Genomic DNA, 18,412 nt, shown 5'->3' on the forward strand with positions numbered 1-18,412 from the left:
AACCTTTAACCCCTGCCCACGACATAGGTGTTATGACCTGTCACTGAGAAAAGCCGGAAAACTCTTGCTCCGCTGGTCCAACGTTTGGGGGCGGTTCACCATCGCCCGTCCCTCGAATTCATGGCCTCGGCGCAGGTGGTGATGTTGCGCACTGACAAATCCTTGCCCAGGAAGGCGATCGGATGCTGCCGCAATGTCAGCCCGGTATGGCTATAGTCCTCGATGAGGTTATGCCCGTCCGTCATCTGCCGAAGTGCGACCTCCGGCTCCTGCTGCCTGGCGATCGCCCGTTCGGCCGCGGCTGCAAACAATGGCAGTGGTTCGTCGCGCATAGACGTCGATATCGCAAATTCGTCAATGCGTTCTCAGCCACTGAATGGATCAGTCTCAAATGCAAGTCCAGGTCAAGCGTTGTGACACTGAACACCTCTGGCGCCTTGCGGCGGTTCAGGGCATCTTATGATGGCTGAAAGTCGTGTTTATGGCAGTTGGAGGAAGGCCGATGCGCTGCTTTACCGTACTTGGACCCTCGCAGACCGGAAAATCAACCGTCGTGGAAAAGCTCGGCTCCCTGGAGGGGACGCCGAGAAAATCCAGCTCCCCTTATGGATTGAACCTCACAGAATTCACCTTCGCAAACGAGGCGTGGTGTGCGCTGGATGCGCCAGGACCCAACGAAGCGTTGGCGCATGCACAGCACGCGCTTCTTGCCAGCGACGCCTGCATCCTGTGCGTTTCATCGGCACCCGAGGAGGCTGTGCTCGCAGCGCCCTATCTGCGCGTAATCGCGGCCTCGGAGACGCCGTGCATCCTCTTCGTCAACCGGATGGACGAACCGAGAGGGCGATTGAGGGACGTGATCGCCGCGCTTCAAGACTACGCCAACCACGCGCTTTTGCTTCGCCAGATCCCGATCCGCGAGGGGGATAGGATCATTGGCAGTTGCGATCTGATTTCGGAACGGGCGTGGCGATACCGGGAAGGCCAGACTTCGGCGCTGATCGCAATCCCCGAAAGCGCCGCCGAGCGCGAGCACGAAGCGCGCAGCGAGCTCCTGGAACACCTGTCCGAATTCGATGACTGGCTTCTCGAGGAACTGGTCGAAGATCGCGAGCCGCCCAGCGACGCCCTCTATGCCATTTCATCGCGGGTTCTCAGGGAAAATAGAATTATTCCGGTCCTGATCGGTGCCGCAAGTCACGGTAACGGCATGATGAGGCTGATGAAGGCGCTGCGCCACGAGGCGCCGCCGGTAGGGGTTCTTCGACAGCGCCTGGCTCGTGCGGGCAATGTCGATGAAAACAAGCTGATCGCTGTGAGCTTCCATGCCTATCATCGTCAGAATATCGGCAAGACGGTGCTGGTGCGTGCGTTTGGTGAGGGACTGCGGCAAGGCGCATTACTGGGCGGCTCCAGCCTCGGCGCCGTGCAGGATCCCGCAAACGGACGGTCCAACTCGGCGATCGTGCCTGCACCGGGGGATGTCTTCGCAACAGTCAAGTCCGACCACTTGCCCGTCCCGTCGCTGTTGACATCACACGCGCCGGTCGCCTCGCCCGAATGGACCGAGCCACCTACGCCGATGCTTGAAAGGATCCTGGTCCCGGGCAGCGAACGCGATGAAAACAAGCTCTCCGAAACGCTGGCAAAACTTTCCGAGACAGATCGCGGTCTTGTCGTTTTGCAGGAGGAAGGCACCGGCGCCCAGCTCATCCGCGCCCAGGGCCCGGTACATCTGCGCGATCTCTGCCGAACCCTGTCCGACGTCTTCCACATCGACGTAACCGAGCGAATGCCCAGCCCGATCTACCGCGAGACAATCGCGAAGCCGTCCGAGGTTCACTACCGGCATCGCAAACAGACCGGCGGTGCCGGGCAATTCGCGGATGTGAAGTTGAGCATTCACCCAACGAGCGCGGCCAGGGCTTCACCTTTGGCGAAACCATCAAAGGCGGCGCCGTTCCGCGCAATTACATCCCTGCCGTCGAAGCGGGCGCGCGCGAAGCGATGGAGAAAGGACCGCTAGGCTTCGAAGTCATCGATGTCGGCGTAACGCTGTTAGATGGTCAGCACCATACTGTCGACAGTTCGGAACACGCCTTCCGGACAGCGTCGAAAATGGGGGTGCGACAGGCGCTTTCCGAAGGATCGACCGTCTTGATGCAGCCGGTCTTCCGCGGCGAGTTCCACATCCCGGCGGTCTATTCAGGCAGCCTTGTCCAGATCGTCTCCGCTCTCAACGGTCAGGTTCTCGGCTTCGACCGTGATGAAACCGCCAAGGGATGGGATATCTTCCGGGCGCTCGTTCCGGGTGGCGCACTTAACGATCTGGCGCGGGCGCTGCGCTCGGCGACGCAGGGCATTGGTTATTTTTCCAAAACCTTCGATCACTTCGAGGAACTATACGGCAAGGAAGCGGACACCGTTGTGAGGGCAAAAGACAAACCAGGCACCGCACACTGAAACGTTCGCGCCACTTCATGCTCGTTCGCAGAGCCGGGCTCACGCCCGCCCTTACGTGCCTGGAACGTTTGCAGTTGTAGTAGCACAGGCCCGCGGTTGGGGTTTGCTTCGGGGATGAGCGAGGTCGATAGTGCCGAGATCACAACGGCGGTGGCCGACAGCATATTCGGACCGTCTATATCCAGTGACCACCGGCGTCTCTCGCGAAGATCGCCCGCAAGTACCTGGATATCCCCCAGCGGTCCATTCCCCCTGAAGCGCTAAGGCCTCCCACTGGAATCCTCGGCGACTTTCGAATCCATAGCGGAATGATACCCAGTGCGGAGAACGTCGCCGATCTGCTGGGAGCACGATGCTCGGGAAGTGTCATCAGCGGTCCGTCTGATCAATTATTAGCCTTTTCCGGCTTCCTTGCGTTTGAACGCCTCTCGCCGAACTCATGCCCCCGAAGAGATCCCGATCGCCAGTCCGTCGCCACGTGGATCATGCGCGCCGGTCGCCATGCCGTCCTCGTCGATAGCGATCACACCTGCCTGCCCTGCAAGCGGGCTCTGCGCCTCGATCGGTGACAGCACGTGGCCTCGTGCGGCCAGTTCGGCAAGCACCGCTTCGCCGGCGTCGCTTTCCAGCTTCAGGGTGTCACGACTGTCGGAAAAGGTCTTGCCGAGAAGAAAGCGTGGACCGGCCAGCGCGGCTGCTGGTTCCTCGTCGAAGTCGATCAGCCGGGTCAGCAGCATCGCCAGCGTCTGCGGCTGGCCGTCGGCGCCCTGCGTGCCGTAGAGCAGGGCGGGCTTGCCGTTGCGCAGGCCGAGGCCGGGATTCAAAGTATAGAAAGGCCGTTTGCCGGGTGCGATGGCATTGACATGTTTGGGGTCGGACGAAAAGGCCGCCCCGCGGTTCTGCCAGAGAATACCCGTATCGCCGACCACCACGCCGCTGCCCCAGTCGAAATAGGTGCTCTGCAAGACGCTGACGCTGCCGCCCTCTGCGTCGGTTGCGGCAAAGAACACGGTGTCGCCGCTGCGAAAGGGCGCCGGCCATTCAAGCGCTCGTGCTGGATCAATGGAGGCTGCCGCCTGCGCAAGATGCTGCGCGCTCAGCCATTCCTCCACCGGCTGCGGCACGAGATCGGGATCGGCAATGCCGCCGCGGTCTAGGAAGGCGCGTTTGACGGCTTCGACGCAGAGATGCAGATGGTTGGCGCTGCCGGCCGTTTGGCTGGCAAGATCGAAATGGGCGAGAATGCCCATGATCGCCAGTGTCGACAGACCCTGTGTCGGCGGCGGCGGCGCAAGCAGCTCGAAGCCGCGATACGAGAGACTGACGGGTGGCACTTCGCGCGTTCGGGTTGTCTTAAGATCGTCGCTGGTCAGCGGAGAGCCCGCGGCCTGCAGGCCCGCAGCAATCCTCGTGCCGAGTTCGCCCTCGTAGAAGGAGCGCGGTCCGTTGCGGGCAATCAGCGACAGCGACCGCGCCAAATTCTCCTGTCGAAACAGGCTGCCTGTTTCCGGCGCCGCGCCATCCGGCATGAAGAGCGCGGCAAAACCCGGCCAGCCGGCCGCCTCCTCTTGCCGGAAGGCAAGCCAGAAGCTCTGCGAGCGCGTAATAGGAAAGCCGTCTTCCGCGTGGCGGATCGCATTGGCCAGCAAGACGGAAAAATCGATCTTTCCGCCCCAGTGCCGCGCGGAATAGTCATGCGCGTGCCGCCATGCATCGACGGCGCAGGCCGAGGTCAGCGCCGAAAGCGGCCCGCGCAGCGGAATGCTGCCGTCGAAATCCGGCAATTTCCGCGCCGCCTGTCCGATGCCAAGAAAACATGTCTTCCGCCCGCTGCGATCAGCAACGATCCAGACGGAATCGCCGCCAAGACCGCAGAAATGCGGGTAGACTACGGCAATGGTGCTGCCGATGGCGATCGCAGCTTCCAGCGCATTGCCGCCGGCTCGCAGGATCGCCGCGCCTGCCTCGCTCGCCAGCGCATGCGGGCTTGTTATCATGCCGCCGCGCCCGGCTGCCTGTCTCATGGAATCCCGTTCTGTCGGTGTCGTCACGCTCAAATCTCGCTGGATCTATGGCCTGTAAAGCGCACGATAGGTCCGATAACCCCGATCATAAACCGCTGCATTGTCGGGGTCGGGGGCGATTCTGTCACCTTGGCCGACAAAGGCGGTCACACCGGACCAATCCTTGGTCAACCCCGCACCGATCGCCGCGGCCCAGGCGACACCGAGGCAGGAGCCGGGATGGCCGGTGAGACCTTGCAGTGGCTGCTGCAGCACGTCGGAAACGATCTGCATCCAGATACGGCTCTGCGATCCCCCGTCGGAAACGATGAAACGCGTCGTCGGATGGCCGATGTCGTTCAGCACGTCGATATGATGGCGCAGCGCATAGGCGTAGGCTTCCAGCATCGCCCGCCAGAGATGGCCGACATGATGCGACAGAGTCAGCCCGTCAATCAGGCCGCGCGCACCGGCATCATGGATCGGCGTCTTCTCGCCGAGGAAGTAAGGCAGGATCGTCAGCCCGTCCGCGCCGGGCGCGCATGCCGCCGCTAGCCGATCGAGATAGTGGTGCACGGAAATTCCCTCCGTCTTTGCCGCGATCTGCTCGCGTCCGGCGAAGGTGCTGATGAACCAGTTGAGCCCCGAGCCGCCGGTCGACATGCAGCCGTTCGGCATATAGAGCCCCGGAACCAGATGATAATCGAGAAACATGCGCGGATCGGGCCGCACGACATCCGTTGCCGTCAGGATGTCGACGGCACCCCCGAATTTCAGCAGCACGTCGCCCGCCTTGTTGATCCCCGCGCCGAAGGCCGAGGCGATCATGTCGGCTGCTCCGCCGATAACAGGCGTTCCGGGTGCGAGCCCCGTCGCCTTGGACGCCTCATCGGTCACATGGCCAAGCACCTCATGCGAAGCGGCCTTCCTGGGAATAGCGTCCCGCCGGACCCTCGCAAGCTCGATCAGTTCGTCGTCGAGCCTGTCGGTGTTGATATCGACGAAGCCAGCTTCCAGCGCCCAGTTCTGCTCGATCGCCTTTTCTCCGGTCAGTTTCCAGTTGATGAAATCATAGGACCCCATGACTGTGGCAATGCGCTCGAAAACAGCGGGCTCATGCCGGGCGATCCAGCGCAGCTTCGCCGTCACCAGCTGCTGGTTGATGCCGTTTCCCGCCTTCGCGAGAAAATCCGCCTCATTCCACTCGGCCCTAAGTTCCTCGACCTGCTCACCGCAGCGCCCGTCGCTCTGCTGGATGCTCGGCCTCAGCACGTAGCCGGCGTCATCGAGCAACACGACGGTCGGCAGCATGCCGGTAACGCCGACGGCCGAGATTTGCCCGGCCTCGATCCCGGTCGTTGCAATCAGTTCTCTGGTGATCTCACAGACATTCGCCCACCATTCCGCCGGGTCTTCCTCGGCCCAGCCGTGCTGCGGCGACTGAAGCGTCGACGGCCGTGAGGTGAGCCCGAGCACGCGGTTCGGCAGTTCGATCAGGATGCCGATGGTGGAGGTGGTGCCGATATCGAGACCAAGCGTGATGGACATGGCGGCTCCCTTCACTTAGCGCAGCGCCTCGACGATCTCCATGAAGCGCTTGACCCGGTCGCCGTCGACCGGGTTCCAGGTATTGCCGTCCACCTTGAAATGCGTGCCGATGATGACGCCGCTGGCAACGCTCAATATGTCGCGCACATTGTCCTTGTTGACGCCGGTATTGGCAAAGACAGGGACATCCCTGACCGTCTCGCAGACACGCCTGAGGTCCGATTGATCGACCGCCTGTCCGGTCAGCGGTCCCGACACCAGGATGGCATCGGCGAGCGACGAGAACACGGCACTCTTCGCCCTGAGTTCAATCGATCGCTGGTCCAGCGAATGGGCAAATTCCGCGTTGATGTTGAAGAGCATCTTCATGTCGTCGCGGCCGAGGCTATGTCGCAGCCGTGCTGCCTTGGCGCAATCCGGCTGCCAGATGCCCATGTCGGAGGCAAAGACGCCGGTGAAGATCTCGCGAACGAAGCTCGCGCCCGTCACTGCGCCGATAGCAACGCTTGCCGAGGGATCCCAGAGATAGTTGACCCCGAACGGTACGGTCAGTTGCGGTTTCACCCGCTCGACGATCGCGGTCATCGCCGCCAGCCCTTCCGGCGGCGCCTGGAAGACGTAGGGCCGGTCGTTCTCGTTGCCGAACATGATGGCGTCGACGCCGCCCGCCTGCAGCTTCTCGATGTCGGAAAGCACGTCGTCGACGAGCTTGTTCACACCGGCGGCGGCGTCATAGGCGGGCGAGCCGGGCAGGGCTCCGATATGCGCCATCGCGATGACCGCCTTCTTCTTGACGCCAAAAAAGTCGAAGACCATGCGGGAACTCCCTGAAGCGAAATCGAGTGGAACAGTCATCCGCCGGGGGACGGATGCGGGAAAGGGCAAATCAAAACAGCGGCTGCTTCTCGGGCGCGATGCGCACATCGACCCCAGCGGCGGCGAGCGCATCGGCAAGATCGGCCGGCGGCATGGCATCGGTGATCAGCATGTCGAATTGCTGCAGCGGCGCGATATGCACCAGCGACATACGCTTGAACTTGGTGGAATCGCAAAGCACCACCTTCTGCGTGGCGCGGCGCAGATAGACCCGCTTCATGTCGGTGTCCTCGAAGGAATAGTCGTAAATTCCCTGCGCCGTAATCCCGGACACGCCAACGAAGGCGATGTCGAACCAGAGTTCCTTGAATTGCGAAACGGCCGATTGGCTGCTAATCGCCATTTCCTCGCCACGGATGCGCCCGCCAGGCAGGTAGACCTCGCCAAAGCCGGTGCCGAGTTGCATGGCGTTGCGCACGCCGTTGGTGAAGATCTTCGTATGCGGCTGGTTGAGCAGCAGGCCGGACAGCAGATAGGTCGTGGTGCCGACGTCGAGTGCCAGGGTGCGTGCTCCGGCGGCAACGCCTGCCGCCGCCATCGCGATGGTCCGCTTCGCGGCGGCATTGCGCGTCAGCCGGGATTCGAAAGTCGGCTCCTCGCGGTCGACAGCCTCGTTGGCGATCGGCTCGAAGGCCTTGCCGCTGCGCACCGCGCCGCCATGGGTGCGCACCAGCCTGCCATCCTTTTCGAGTTCGATCAGGTCGCGGCGGACGGTCATTTCGGAAACGGCAAGCTGGGAGGCGACATCGCTGACGGAGACCGCGCCTTTGCGGGCCAGTGTCTCCAGGATGCGCGCATGCCGCACCTGGGCCAGAACCTTCGGTTTTTCCGCTGCGGCGACCATCTGCTGTTCCGCGTCCATGATACCGTTCCCGTCCTCCCGCCGTCGCAACTCGTGGCTACGATTGTCTGATTGTTGCTCCCTATGTATCGAATGATTCGAACAAATTCAAACATAAATTTTTCTTGTTGTGTATGATTTTGTTGTTATATGATCGTTGATGTTTCCAGTCGATGAGGGCGAACATGCAGTCTCCGAGCTTTCCAGAACTATCCGGCAAGCGTGCGATCGTAACCGGCGGGGCGACGGGGATAGGGCGCGCGATCGCGACCGCGCTCTCCCGCCAGTCGATCCAGGTGGCGATCTGCGACATCAACCTGGCCGCCGCCGAACAGACGGCGGCCGAGATCGGCAACGGCGCCACTGCCTATGCGATCGACGTTCGCAAGCGCACCTCCGTCGAGGCGACCTTTTCCGAGGTGGTCGAGAGGACAGGCGGTTACGAGATCCTCTGCGCCAATGCTGGTGTCTCCACGATGCAGCATGCGCTGGAACTGACCGACGAGGAGTGGGACTATAATTTCGACGTCAACATTCGCGGCATCTTCCTGAGCAACCAGATTGCCGCCCGGCGCTTTACGAGCACCGGCACCGGCGTCATCGTCAACACCGCCTCGCTTGCCGCAAAGATCGGCGCACCGTTGCTGGCTCATTATTCCGCCAGCAAGTTTGCCGTGCTCGGCTGGACGCAGGCGCTCGCCCGCGAGCTCGCAGCTTCAGGCGTTCGCGTCAACGCCGTCTGCCCCGGTTTCGTCAAGACCGGCATGCAGGAGCGCGAGATCGCCTGGGAGGCGAGCCTGCGCGGCGTCACGCCCGAACGCGTCGTTGCGGACTATATCGCCCAGACGCCGCTCGGCCGGTTGGAAACGCCTGAAGACGTGGCCGATGTCGTCGTTTTCCTCTGCTCGAATTCGGCCCGCTTCATGACCGGGCAGGGCGTCAACGTCACCGGCGGCGTCTACACGACCTGACCCGTCCAGGACCTGCAGCAGGCCTCCCGTTCAGCAAGGAAAGAGCATGGCTGAAATCGTCTTCGACCAGATCAGCAAGAGCTACGGCGATGGCTATGCGGCGATCCGCAACCTGGACATGACCATCCGCGACGGCGAATTCCTGGTTCTCGTCGGCCCCTCCGGCTGCGGCAAGTCGACGGCGTTGCGTATGATCGCCGGCCTCGAGGAGATCACCGATGGCCGCCTGACGATCAACGGCGCCATCGTCAACGACCTTGCCCCGCGTGATCGCGATATTGCCATGGTCTTCCAGTCCTACGCGCTTTACCCACATCTGACGGTGGCCGAGAATATCGGCTTCGGCCTTCGCGTCCGCGGCCTCGACAAGGCCGACATCGCCCGCAAGGTGCAGGAGACGGCAAAGCTCCTGGAGCTCGAGGACTATCTCGCCCGCAAGCCCGCCCAACTCTCCGGCGGCCAGCGCCAGCGCGTCGCCATGGGCAGGGCGCTCGCCCGCAGCCCTCAGGCCTTCCTGATGGACGAGCCGCTTTCCAACCTCGATGCTCGCCTGCGTGGCCAGATGCGCGCCGAAATCGCCCGCATGCAGAAGATGTCGGGCATTACTACGGTCTATGTCACCCACGATCAGGTCGAAGCCATGACCATGGGCGATCGCGTCGCCGTCATGAAAAGCGGCGTCCTGCAGCAGCTCGGCACGCCGCGCAGCCTCTATGATCAGCCGGCCAATCTGTTCGTCGCGAGCTTCATGGGCTCGCCGGCGATGAACCTGCTGGCGGCCGATCTGTTCGCGACGGAGAACGGCCCAGAGGCCCGCTTCGGTCAGGCCTCCATCCTTTTCTCGGGCGAGGTGCTCGCCGAGCGGCCGCGCATTGCCTCCGCCGCCGGGCGTGCCGTTTTGCTCGGCATCCGACCGGAAGCATTCCAGCCGGTCGACGCAGGCGGTCTCACTGGAGCCGTTGCGTTCGTCGAGGATCTCGGCGCCAACCTGCTCGTTCATGTCGATGTCGAAGCTGCCGACCGGTTGAAGTCGCTTTCGGCCGAAGAGGACGATGTGGCGCTGTCCGCCCCGCGCCTGCGCGTCATCATTGACGCTACCCGCCGCGTCAAGATCGGCGAGCGCCTGTCGCTTGCCGCCGACCCCGCCCGCGTCCACGTCTTCGATGCCGCGACCGAAGCGGCGATCGGCGCTTGAGCGCATCGTCTCTTTAGTGAATGCCTTTTGTCAGGCCTTGCACGAAATAACGGTTGAGGAAGAGCACGATCAGTACGATCGGGATCGTCGAAAAATGCGCCAGTGCGCCGAGCGTGCCCCAGGTGATGTCCTTCGTGCCATAGGCTGAAAGCAGCGCCACCGAGATCGGCTTGGAATCGAGCCGGGTGAGGAACATCGGGTAGAGGAAGTCGTTCCAGGAAAACATCAGGCAGAACAGCGTGGAGGCGACGACGCCTGAGCGCACCGCCGGCAGCGCCACGCGCCGGAAGGAGCCGAACAGCGTACACCCATCCGTTAGCGCCGCCTCTTCCAGCTCCTTCGGCAGGCTGCGGAAATAGGAAAACATCATCCAGGTGACGAAGGCCGAATTCAGCATCGCGTTGATGAGCACGACGGCGACCCAGCTGCCGAGCAGCCCGACATCGCGCATCATCAGATAGAAGGGGATCAGCGCCGCCACCGCCGGCACCATGCGGATTGCCATGAAGAAATAGGCAACGGCAATGGCATAGCGGCTGGTCGAGCGTGCCAGCGCATAGCCCGCCGGTACGCCGAGAAGCAGCGACAGGATCACCGAACCGCCGGCGATCAGCAGGCTCGACGATACGAGGCTCCAGACGTCGAACAGGTGGAAGACCGTCGCGAACTGCTCGAGGGTCGGTGTAAAAGTCAGTTTTGGTGGGATCGAGAAGATGTCGCGCGACGGCTTGTAGGCGGTCGATGCCAGCCACAGGAAGGGCAGCAGGAAAAAGCCGAGCATGACAAGGATGAAGGCGCGCTCGCCGATGCGGCTCAAGGTGCGTGTGCTCATCGCCCGTTCGCCTTTCTGTCCGCCTTGCGGATCAACAGGATGAAGCCTGCCGCGATTACGGCGATGCAGATCAGGGTCAGGTTGGAGATCGCCGAGGCGCGGCCGATATTGAAGAATTCCAGACCCTGCTTCACCGCATGCAGCATCAGCGTGTTGGTCGCATTGCCCGGCCCGCCGCCCGTCGTCACATAAACGCTGTCGAAGATGCGGAAAGCATCGATGGTGCGCAGCGTCAGCGCCAGCAGGATGGAAGGCAACATCAGTGGAATGACGATGATTCTCAGCCGCTGCAGCGCCGTTGCCCCATCCACTTCCGATGCCTCGAGAATATCACCCGGCAGCGCTTTCAGGCCAGCAAGCAGGATTAGCGCCACCAGCGGCGTCCATTCCCATATGTCCACGAAAATAAGGGTCGCCAGAGCCGAACTCGGATTGGCAAAAAGCCCACGCGGATCGGAAAGCCCGAACTCGGCGAGGTAATAGCCGATGAGCCCGTAATCGGCGAGCAGCAGCGCCCGGAAGATCAGTCCGACCACCAGCGGCGTGATCGTCACCGGTATCAGGATCAGCGCCAGGCAGATCCGGTTAAAGCGGTCATCGCGCCAGAGCGCCAGCGCAATGGCAAAGCCGAGCAGCAGTTCGACAGTCACGGCGCCGACCGTGAAGATGACGGTATTGACGAAGGCCCCGCGCGTCACCGGGTCGGAGAGAAGGTCGATATAGTTGCCGAGGCCGACGAAATGTGTCCGCGCAGGCTTCAGCAAATTATATTCGTAGAGGCTGAACCAGATGCCCTGCGCCAGCGGCCAGACGCCGATGACGAGCACGTAGATGACGGCCGGCAGTGTCATCAGGATGAAGAACAGCCGCCTGCGCTCCAGATAGGAAACGCTCAAGGCCGGGGAGGGCTTCAGCGCGGAAGTGAGGGATAGGGTCACGTCATGTCCATCGGGTTCCGGTTCGATGCGCGCTACCGGGATCGAGCCCGGGGCTCACTCGATCATGAAGCCCGAGGCGCATCGGATCAATGGTCTCGAAATGACAGGGCCGCGACATAGGCCGCGGCCCCGGGGAGAACCGTTTTGTTCTTAGAAGAGCTTTGCAGCGGCTTCCTGAGCGGCGTCGAGCGCCTTCTTGGGATCGGCATTGCCGACCAGCACGTCGTTGACGGCGGTGCCGAGCAGGTCCTGAATCTCCGGATATTGCGGGATGCGCGGACGATATTCGCCGTCACCATGCTCGAAGGTTTCGGCGATGACGGGCAGGAAGGGGAACTTCTTGAGCAGATCGGGATCGGTCATCTCGCTCTTGCGCAGGAAGCTGCCGGCGCCCATCATGTTGAATTCCTTGTGCACCGGCGGACTGACCAGCCACTTGATGAAGGCCCAGGCGGCTTCCTTCTGCGTGTCCTTGATGCCGGCGTTGATCGCCATGCCCCAGCCGCCGATCCCATAGACCTTCGGCAGACCGGCGCCGCGGGGCGCCGTCGTGATCGCCACCTTGTCGACGATCTTGGAAATCGAAGGATCATAATAGCCGGGCGCGCCGACCGACCATGTCTGCATGGTCGCGGCAATGCCCTGGCGGAAGCTTTCCTCGCGTCCGCCCCAGTCATAATTGACGGCGCCGGGAGGTGCCGCTTTCATGAAGAGGTCCTTATAGACGATCAGGCTCTTGATATTGGCTTCGGAATTCAGCGCCGGCTTGCCGTCGGAGCCGAGGATCGAGCCGCCCATCTCGGTATTGTACTGCATCCAATCCTGGGCGACCGCCGGGCCCTTCTGGCCGTTGGCGACGAATCCGTAGATCTTCTTGCTGGGGTCGGTCAGTTTGTAGGCGGCCTCGACCATTTCCTCCATCGTCGTCGGCGCCTTCAGGCCGGCGGCGTCGAAGAGATCCTTGCGATAGGCAAGCACGTTGGCATAACCGGCAAAGGGAAAGGCGACCTGCTTGTCTCCCCAGTGGCCAAGCGCGTTGAGAAGCGTCGGATAGATGTCGTCGAGCTTCAGTTCGGCGGCGTCGCGCTGCATCCACTCGGTCAGATCGACGGTGTATTTGTTTTCGGCATATTGGCCCGCCCAGACGATATCCATCGTCACCAGGTCGTAGCCGCCGGTGCCGCCGACGAAATCGGTCGTGGTCTTGGTCAGCAGCGAACCGTAATCGAGAATGTCGACCTTGACGGTGGCGCCGGTCTCCTCGGTGAACTTAGGGGCGATGGCAGCCAGAACAGCGGCGAATTGGTCGTTCTGCGAGGCAAGCGTGAGCGTGATGCCCTCATATTTTTTGTCGGCGCCGATGGCGGAGCCCACAAATGCGACCGAGACGAGGCCCGCGATCGCCAATTTCCGTGTGAGACTGTTGAGCGATTTCATATTTGCTCCCCTTTTTTGATTGGCTTGAGGCACTATACATCAAACAAAATCGCACTCAAGCGCACTTGACAAAAAAGCACAAACATTAAAAATCACAAATTAGAACATATTCGCGCATAAATGTCCATATTTTGTGCGCGTTGCATAAAAAATAGCAGGAAGTTGATCATTCCCTGCGCGTCTATACTGTCCTGTCCAACGCGGCGAGCTGCACGTTCATGAAGACCACACCGGATGAGCGCCTGAGAGAGTTGGAACGCCGCGCCCATGATGAAATGGCGCGCATTGAGGCGCTCTGTGCCGGCTGGCCGACGCTGGGCGATGAAGACCGCGACGACCTGCATTCCGTTGTGATCTGCGGCGCTGGCCTCTCCGGCCTGTCGATCGCCTTCGCCCTGAAGCGGCGCGGTATCAGGTCCGTTCATGTGATCGATCAGAGCGAGGAGGGCCGCGAAGGCCCCTGGATCACCTGCGCCCGCATGCAGACCCTGCGTTCGCCGAAATATCTCTCAGGCCCGGATCTCGGCATCCCGAGCTTGACGCTGCGTTCCTGGTACGAGGCGCTGAATGGCGCCGACGCCTGGGAAGCGCTCGACAAGATCGGCCGCGAGGACTGGATGGCCTATCTCATCTGGTTTCGAAGGACCGTCGGCATCGACGTCGAAAACGACACGACGCTTTCCTCGATCAATCAGGCGGAAGGCGGACTTGCTCTCACGCTGTCAAAGGGTGACGGCACCAGCCGCACGATCACCTGCCGCCAACTGGTGATGGCGACCGGCATCGACGGCTGCGGCGGCCCGCGCATACCCACAATGGTCAAGGCGCTGCCGAAATCCACCTGGACGCACAGCAATGAGCCGATACCGATCGATTTTCTCAAGGGCAGGGATGTCGCGATCCTTGGCGGCGGCACGTCGAGCTTCGACTGGGCGGTGGCGGCTCTCGAAACCGGCGCCCGAGAGGTGACGATGTTTGCGCGAAGCACCGATATGCCGCGCACCGAGGTTCTCGCCTGGACAAATTTCCCCGGCTTTCTCGGCCATTTCGCCGACCTGCCGGATCTGGAGCGCTGGCGGTTCGCCCACCTCTACTTCAATTTCAAGGTGCCGCCGACCCAGGAGCAATATGACCGGGCCCGCCGCCACTCCGCTTTCACCATGCAGCTCGGCTGTGGCGTCCGCGAACTCTCGATGGACGGCGGCAGGATCAGGCTGGCGACCGCAAATGGTAGCCACTATGCCGATCATCTCCTGCTCGGCACCGGTTACGAGATTAATCTCGCGCTCAGGCCCGAGCTTGCCGGCCTCGTCGACGCCGCAGCGTTTTGGAAGGACCGTTTCGAGCCGCCGCAGGGGGAGGAGAACGCCATGCTTGCCGACTATCCCTATCTCGGGCCCGGTTTCGAACTCACGCCCAGGTATGCCGAAGCCGGCTGGGTCTCGCGCATCCATATGTTCAATGCCGGCGCGCTGGCGAGCCTTGGCCCGATCAGCAATGGCGTCACCGGTCTCAAATACGGCGTGCCGCGCATCGTCAGCGCCTTGGTGAAAGCGCTGTTCATCGAGGACTCCAACCGGTATCTTGAGGCATTGGCCGCCTATGACGAACCGCATTTCGATCCTGGCATAGACGAGGACGTCACGACATCAAGGGAGGTTTTGGCATGAGACAGGCTGCCGCCGTTCAATTTTCGGGATTGGAGGCCGTCCTTTTGCGGGCCCGCGAGGATAGCGTCGAATTTCCCTATCTGTTGGCCAACCATGTTCCGATGGTGCTGATCGCGCTCGATCGCCTCGGCGCCTCGGCGGAGCGGTTGGAACAATGGTACGAGCAGTATCGCGAGAGCCATGCACTTCCGCTGATGCCGCCGCCGGTTGCCCCGATTATCAGGGCGGCCTGGGCCGAGGCGCTTGGCGATCGTACGCGCGAGGCGGATTACCGTGCCTTCTTCATCGCCGAAACCCGCCGGCTCGGCATCGATGCCGTCATCCGTACCTATTTGCCCGCCATGGTGAACGGCCTTGCCGGCAGCGCCACGCATCCGCTGATGCGCCTTGCCTATGGTGTGCTCAAGAAGGACGACCAGGAGGTTGGCACTGCGCTCGGCTATTGGGCGGCCTGCTATCTGCCGCTGCCATCCGCGACCGGTGCCGCGCCCGATACGGATGATCCGGGGAGGGTGCTTGCCGATGTCGGCAATATTGAAGGCATCCGCGATTATGAGCCGGAAACCGATCTGCTCTGGCATAATATCCGCGCCGTCGCCGCACTTCCGGGCTTCCGTCCCGTTATCGACCGCCTTGCCTTCAATGCCGATACACCGCGCCGTATGGCCGCGACCTCGCTTGCCCTCTTTGCCGGAACCATGGATTTCTCCGCACTCCATTCCGTCACCGGTATGCACTGGCTGCGCCTCGTCTCTCCGCACCTCGAAAATGCCGAGCCTTTCTACCGCGCCTTCTGGCAGGTGATCGCCTCACTGGTGCCGAAGATCGGTTTTCCAGCACTCCCCACCGCCGGGGCGCTGGAAGAAATGCGCAGACGACAGGCGCCCGCCTGGGCGGAAATCAAACGCGCCGCGGTATCCTCGGACGACGAACACGATGTCAGCCTGGTCTTTTCTGCCCTGCAGGAGGAAGAGGTGTGGAAGGATCCGCTCTATCGCGTCGTCGCGGCGCGCCGGGTCGGGCTGATTGCATAGCGGATGACGGAAGTATTAATGACGCCGAGCCTCGTAGTCGAAAACGCCAGGACAGAAGCCGGCGAGATCGTCTCGCTTATTCTGAACAATGACCGGATCGCCGCGATCGGCCCGAATGCGGCCGCCGGCATCGACCCCGCAGTGCCGCGTTTCGATGCTGCCGGCGGCCTGCTCTGCCTTCCCTTCGTCGATGGCCATATTCATCTCGACAAGACGTTGATCGGCCTGCCATTCATCCCGCATATCCCGGGTGATACGGTCGCCAAGCGCATCGAGGCGGAAAAATCCCTGCGGCGCACCGTGGCGCTGCCGGTCGAAGCCCGCGGCGGCGCCCTGCTGGAGAAGCTCGCAGCCTACGGCACACTTTCCGTTCGCAGCCACGTCGACATCGATACCGAAGTCGGCCTGAAAGGCCTCGAGGCCGTGCTCTCGCTGAAGCAGAGCCATGGTCATCTCGTCGATATCCAGACCGTTGCCTTCCCGCAATCCGGCGTGCTGCGCGATCCCGGCACGGCCGGGTTGCTCGATACGGCCATCGCCGCTGGCGCCGATCTCGTCGGCGGCCTCGATCCCGCCGGCATCGACAACGATGTGACCGGCCATCTCGATGCGATCTTTTCCGTCGCCGGCAAATACGGTGTCGGGCTCGATATCCATCTGCATGATGGCGGTGCACTCGGCGCCTTCGAACTTCGCCAGATCGCCGATCGCACGGCAGCACTCGGCCTTAAAGGCAAGGTGGTCGTCAGCCACGCTTTCTGCCTCGGCGAGTTGGACGATGCCGAATTCGGCCGCACTGCCGCCGCACTCGCCAGATCGGGCGTGGCGATCATGACCAGCGCGCCAGGAGCCGTGCCGATGCCACCAGTCAAGCGGCTTGCCGCCGCTGGCGTCCGGCACTTCTGCGCCAACGACAATATCCGCGACGCCTGGTCGCCGTTCGGCAATGGCGACATGCTGGAGCGTGTCGGCATCCTCTGCGATCGCCAGGATTTCCGTTCGGATAAGGATCTGGCAGCAGCCTTCCGCCTGGCGACGCAGGCGCCGGCCGAAATCCTCGGCCATCCCGTCGAGGCGCTTCAGGCCGGTTCGCGTGCCGATTTTGTCATCCTGCCTGCCGCGTCGCTGGCAGAGGCCGTCGCTACCCGTCCTCTCGATCGTACCGTCTTTCGCGGCGGCGCTATCATCGCCCGCGGCGGCCGGCTCATCGTCTGATTTTTCCATTAACGCATGGCGCTGGGAGCACCGCAGATGAAGGGCCGACTTTGGATCCAATCGCCGCTCGCCATCATGGCTGAGGGCGCCGAGGGCGGCATCGTCATCGAGAATGGCCGCATCGTCGAACTGGTCGCGGCTGGACGGCAGCCTTCGACCCCCGTCGATGCACGCTTCGACGCCGGCCGGCATGTCGTCATTCCCGGTCTCGTCAACACCCATCACCATATGTTCCAGACGCTGACGCGCGCCCATCCGGCCGCGATCAACAGGTCGCTCTGGCCATGGATCCGCGCGCTCTATCCGATCTGGGCAAGACACATGACGCCCGAAGCCTTCCGTCTTGCCGTCCGTCTCGCGCTGACCGAGCTCCTCCTCTCCGGCTGCACCACCACCTCCGACCACCACTATCTCTATGCCGCCGGTCTCGAAGACGCGATGGATGTCGAAGCCGAGGAGGCGGCTCGCCTCGGCATGCGCATCACGCTGACGCGGGGCAGTCTCAATATCAAGGACCAGCAAGGCGTGATTTCGCCCGCCAATGTCGTGCAGGATGACGACGTGATCCTTGCCGACAGCGAGCGTGTGCTCCGGCGCTATCATGACCGATCCGAAGGGGCGATGACACAGGTGGCGCTCGCGCCATGTGCGCCCTTCGACGTCACGCTGGAACTGATGCGCGAAACGGCGGCGCTGGCGAAACGCTACGATTGCCGTCTTCATACCCATCTGGTCGAGACCAGGGCGGAAGCAGAATTCTGCCGCAGCAAATTCGCCTGCACGCCGGTGGAATATCTCGACCGCTGCAACTGGCTGAGTGCCCGCACTTGGCTCGCCCACGGCATTCATTTCGACGATGCCGAGATCGTCGAACTCGGCCGGCACGGCGTCGGCATCTGCCATTGCCCGACCTCCAACATGGTGCTTGCATCAGGCATGTGCCGCACCTGCGAGCTGGAAGCCGCAGGAGTGCCAGTCGGCCTCGGCGTCGACGGCTCGGCTTCCAACGATAATTCCAACCTGATGGAAAGCGTGCGCCATGCCCTGATGCTGAACCGCCTGACCTATGGCGCCGAAGCCGTTACCCATCTCGACGCGCTGCGTTGGGGAACCGCTGGCTCGGCAAGGCTGCTCGGCCGCGACGACATCGGGATCATCGCGCCGGGCCGCGAGGCGGATCTGGCCTTCTACAAGCTCGACGAATTGCGTTTCTCCGGTGCCGGCGATCCGCTGGCAGCCCTCGTGCTCTGCGGCGCCACCACGGCTGATCGCGTCATGATCGCAGGCGAATGGCGCGTCACCGACGGCATGCCGGAGGGTGTCGATATCGAGGCGCTGATTGCCGATCACAACCGCGTCGCCCGCAATTTTCTTCTGTCGGTCTGAGGA

Annotated in this window: 13 protein-coding genes and 2 pseudogenes; 7 read left to right on the plus strand and 8 right to left on the minus strand. The window is 62.4% G+C overall.

Translation table 11 applies throughout. From position 1 onward, the window contains the following. Positions 1 to 98: 98 nt before the first annotated feature. Positions 99 to 332 (minus strand): annotated as a pseudogene (locus tag GFM02_RS31500) (hypothetical protein); the annotation flags it as partial. 170 nt (positions 333 to 502) lie between these two features. Here GFM02_RS31500 and GFM02_RS31505 point away from each other — a divergent pair. Further along, a pseudogene (locus GFM02_RS31505) lies at positions 503 to 2,463 on the plus strand (elongation factor G). A gap of 437 nt (positions 2,464 to 2,900) precedes the next feature. Here GFM02_RS31505 and GFM02_RS31510 read toward each other — a convergent pair. The 4 genes from GFM02_RS31510 to GFM02_RS31525 all read right to left on the minus strand — a co-directional run bounded on the left by GFM02_RS31510 (position 2,901) and on the right by GFM02_RS31525 (position 7,752). Beyond that, a complete protein-coding gene (locus tag GFM02_RS31510) occupies positions 2,901 to 4,460 on the minus strand; it encodes a gamma-glutamyltransferase family protein (RefSeq protein ID WP_168323880.1) in 1,560 nt (519 codons plus the stop codon). Positions 4,461 to 4,532: 72 nt separating this feature from the next. Continuing rightward, a complete protein-coding gene (locus GFM02_RS31515) occupies positions 4,533 to 6,014 on the minus strand; it encodes an FGGY-family carbohydrate kinase (RefSeq protein WP_168323848.1) in 1,482 nt (493 codons plus the stop codon). A 15-nt stretch (positions 6,015 to 6,029) separates the two neighbouring features. Continuing rightward, on the minus strand, positions 6,030 to 6,830 hold the full coding sequence (locus tag GFM02_RS31520) for a BtpA/SgcQ family protein (RefSeq protein ID WP_168269417.1): 801 nt from the start codon (positions 6,828 to 6,830) through the stop codon (positions 6,030 to 6,032). Between the two features lie 70 nt (positions 6,831 to 6,900). Next, positions 6,901 to 7,752 carry a DeoR/GlpR family DNA-binding transcription regulator gene (locus GFM02_RS31525; RefSeq protein WP_168323849.1) on the minus strand — a complete coding sequence of 284 codons (852 nt, stop codon included), beginning with the start codon at positions 7,750 to 7,752 and terminating at the stop codon, positions 6,901 to 6,903. A 164-nt stretch (positions 7,753 to 7,916) separates the two neighbouring features. On the opposite strand from GFM02_RS31525, the gene GFM02_RS31530 reads away from it, so the two are divergent. Together GFM02_RS31530 and GFM02_RS31535 are read left to right on the plus strand one after the other, a co-directional pair. Further along, entirely contained in the window at positions 7,917 to 8,702 is a 786-nt protein-coding gene (locus tag GFM02_RS31530; RefSeq protein WP_168323850.1) for an SDR family NAD(P)-dependent oxidoreductase, read from the plus strand. Between the two features lie 46 nt (positions 8,703 to 8,748). Beyond that, positions 8,749 to 9,897 (plus strand): ABC transporter ATP-binding protein, encoded by a 1,149-nt coding sequence (locus tag GFM02_RS31535; RefSeq protein WP_168323851.1) that lies wholly within the window; start codon positions 8,749 to 8,751, stop codon positions 9,895 to 9,897. 13 nt (positions 9,898 to 9,910) lie between these two features. On the opposite strand, the gene GFM02_RS31540 is transcribed toward GFM02_RS31535, so the two are convergent. The 3 genes from GFM02_RS31540 to GFM02_RS31550 form a co-directional block, all read right to left on the minus strand. Beyond that, positions 9,911 to 10,729 (minus strand): carbohydrate ABC transporter permease, encoded by an 819-nt coding sequence (locus GFM02_RS31540; RefSeq protein ID WP_168323852.1) that lies wholly within the window; start codon positions 10,727 to 10,729, stop codon positions 9,911 to 9,913. Then, positions 10,726 to 11,667 carry a carbohydrate ABC transporter permease gene (locus GFM02_RS31545; protein WP_026264731.1) on the minus strand — a complete coding sequence of 314 codons (942 nt, stop codon included), beginning with the start codon at positions 11,665 to 11,667 and terminating at the stop codon, positions 10,726 to 10,728. Before GFM02_RS31545 ends, GFM02_RS31540 begins: the two co-directional genes overlap by 4 nt. A gap of 150 nt (positions 11,668 to 11,817) precedes the next feature. Next, the gene (locus GFM02_RS31550; RefSeq protein WP_020047929.1) at positions 11,818 to 13,104 is read right to left on the minus strand and encodes an ABC transporter substrate-binding protein; all 1,287 of its coding nucleotides are present in this window, start codon (positions 13,102 to 13,104) and stop codon (positions 11,818 to 11,820) included. A gap of 218 nt (positions 13,105 to 13,322) precedes the next feature. On the opposite strand from GFM02_RS31550, the gene GFM02_RS31555 reads away from it, so the two are divergent. The 4 genes from GFM02_RS31555 to GFM02_RS31570 are packed head-to-tail and all read left to right on the plus strand — an operon-like array spanning position 13,323 to position 18,409. Then, positions 13,323 to 14,774 carry an NAD(P)-binding domain-containing protein gene (locus GFM02_RS31555; protein ID WP_168323853.1) on the plus strand — a complete coding sequence of 484 codons (1,452 nt, stop codon included), beginning with the start codon at positions 13,323 to 13,325 and terminating at the stop codon, positions 14,772 to 14,774. After that, positions 14,771 to 15,808: a questin oxidase family protein gene (locus GFM02_RS31560; RefSeq protein ID WP_168323854.1), complete on the plus strand. Its 1,038-nt coding sequence runs from the start codon at positions 14,771 to 14,773 to the stop codon at positions 15,806 to 15,808. The genes GFM02_RS31555 and GFM02_RS31560 overlap by 4 nt, the downstream gene beginning before the upstream one ends. Positions 15,809 to 15,826: 18 nt before the next feature. Continuing rightward, positions 15,827 to 17,023, plus strand: coding sequence for an amidohydrolase (locus GFM02_RS31565; protein WP_020047926.1), 1,197 nt, complete (start codon positions 15,827 to 15,829; stop codon positions 17,021 to 17,023). Between the two features lie 36 nt (positions 17,024 to 17,059). Further along, a complete protein-coding gene (locus GFM02_RS31570) occupies positions 17,060 to 18,409 on the plus strand; it encodes an 8-oxoguanine deaminase (RefSeq protein WP_020047925.1) in 1,350 nt (449 codons plus the stop codon). Positions 18,410 to 18,412 lie beyond the last annotated feature (3 nt).

Source organism: Rhizobium leguminosarum bv. viciae (assembly GCF_012276115.1).
In the GTDB taxonomy this organism is placed as follows: Bacteria; Pseudomonadota; Alphaproteobacteria; order Rhizobiales; family Rhizobiaceae; genus Rhizobium; species Rhizobium leguminosarum_T.

What these genes read in the sequence shown, in the direction of transcription:
- GFM02_RS31565 (WP_020047926.1), top strand. Translation starts at nt 15,827, where the DNA reads ATGACGCCGAGCCTCGTAGTCGAAAACGCCAGGACAGAAGCCGGCGAG.
- GFM02_RS31520 (WP_168269417.1), bottom strand. Translation starts at nt 6,830, where the DNA reads ATGGTCTTCGACTTTTTTGGCGTCAAGAAGAAGGCGGTCATCGCGATG.
- GFM02_RS31540 (WP_168323852.1), bottom strand. Translation starts at nt 10,729, where the DNA reads ATGAGCACACGCACCTTGAGCCGCATCGGCGAGCGCGCCTTCATCCTT.
- GFM02_RS31515 (WP_168323848.1), bottom strand. Translation starts at nt 6,014, where the DNA reads ATGTCCATCACGCTTGGTCTCGATATCGGCACCACCTCCACCATCGGC.
- GFM02_RS31510 (WP_168323880.1), bottom strand. Translation starts at nt 4,460, where the DNA reads ATGATAACAAGCCCGCATGCGCTGGCGAGCGAGGCAGGCGCGGCGATC.
- GFM02_RS31550 (WP_020047929.1), bottom strand. Translation starts at nt 13,104, where the DNA reads ATGAAATCGCTCAACAGTCTCACACGGAAATTGGCGATCGCGGGCCTC.
- GFM02_RS31525 (WP_168323849.1), bottom strand. Translation starts at nt 7,752, where the DNA reads ATGGACGCGGAACAGCAGATGGTCGCCGCAGCGGAAAAACCGAAGGTT.
- GFM02_RS31530 (WP_168323850.1), top strand. Translation starts at nt 7,917, where the DNA reads ATGCAGTCTCCGAGCTTTCCAGAACTATCCGGCAAGCGTGCGATCGTA.
- GFM02_RS31560 (WP_168323854.1), top strand. Translation starts at nt 14,771, where the DNA reads ATGAGACAGGCTGCCGCCGTTCAATTTTCGGGATTGGAGGCCGTCCTT.
- GFM02_RS31555 (WP_168323853.1), top strand. Translation starts at nt 13,323, where the DNA reads ATGAAGACCACACCGGATGAGCGCCTGAGAGAGTTGGAACGCCGCGCC.
- GFM02_RS31570 (WP_020047925.1), top strand. Translation starts at nt 17,060, where the DNA reads ATGAAGGGCCGACTTTGGATCCAATCGCCGCTCGCCATCATGGCTGAG.
- GFM02_RS31535 (WP_168323851.1), top strand. Translation starts at nt 8,749, where the DNA reads ATGGCTGAAATCGTCTTCGACCAGATCAGCAAGAGCTACGGCGATGGC.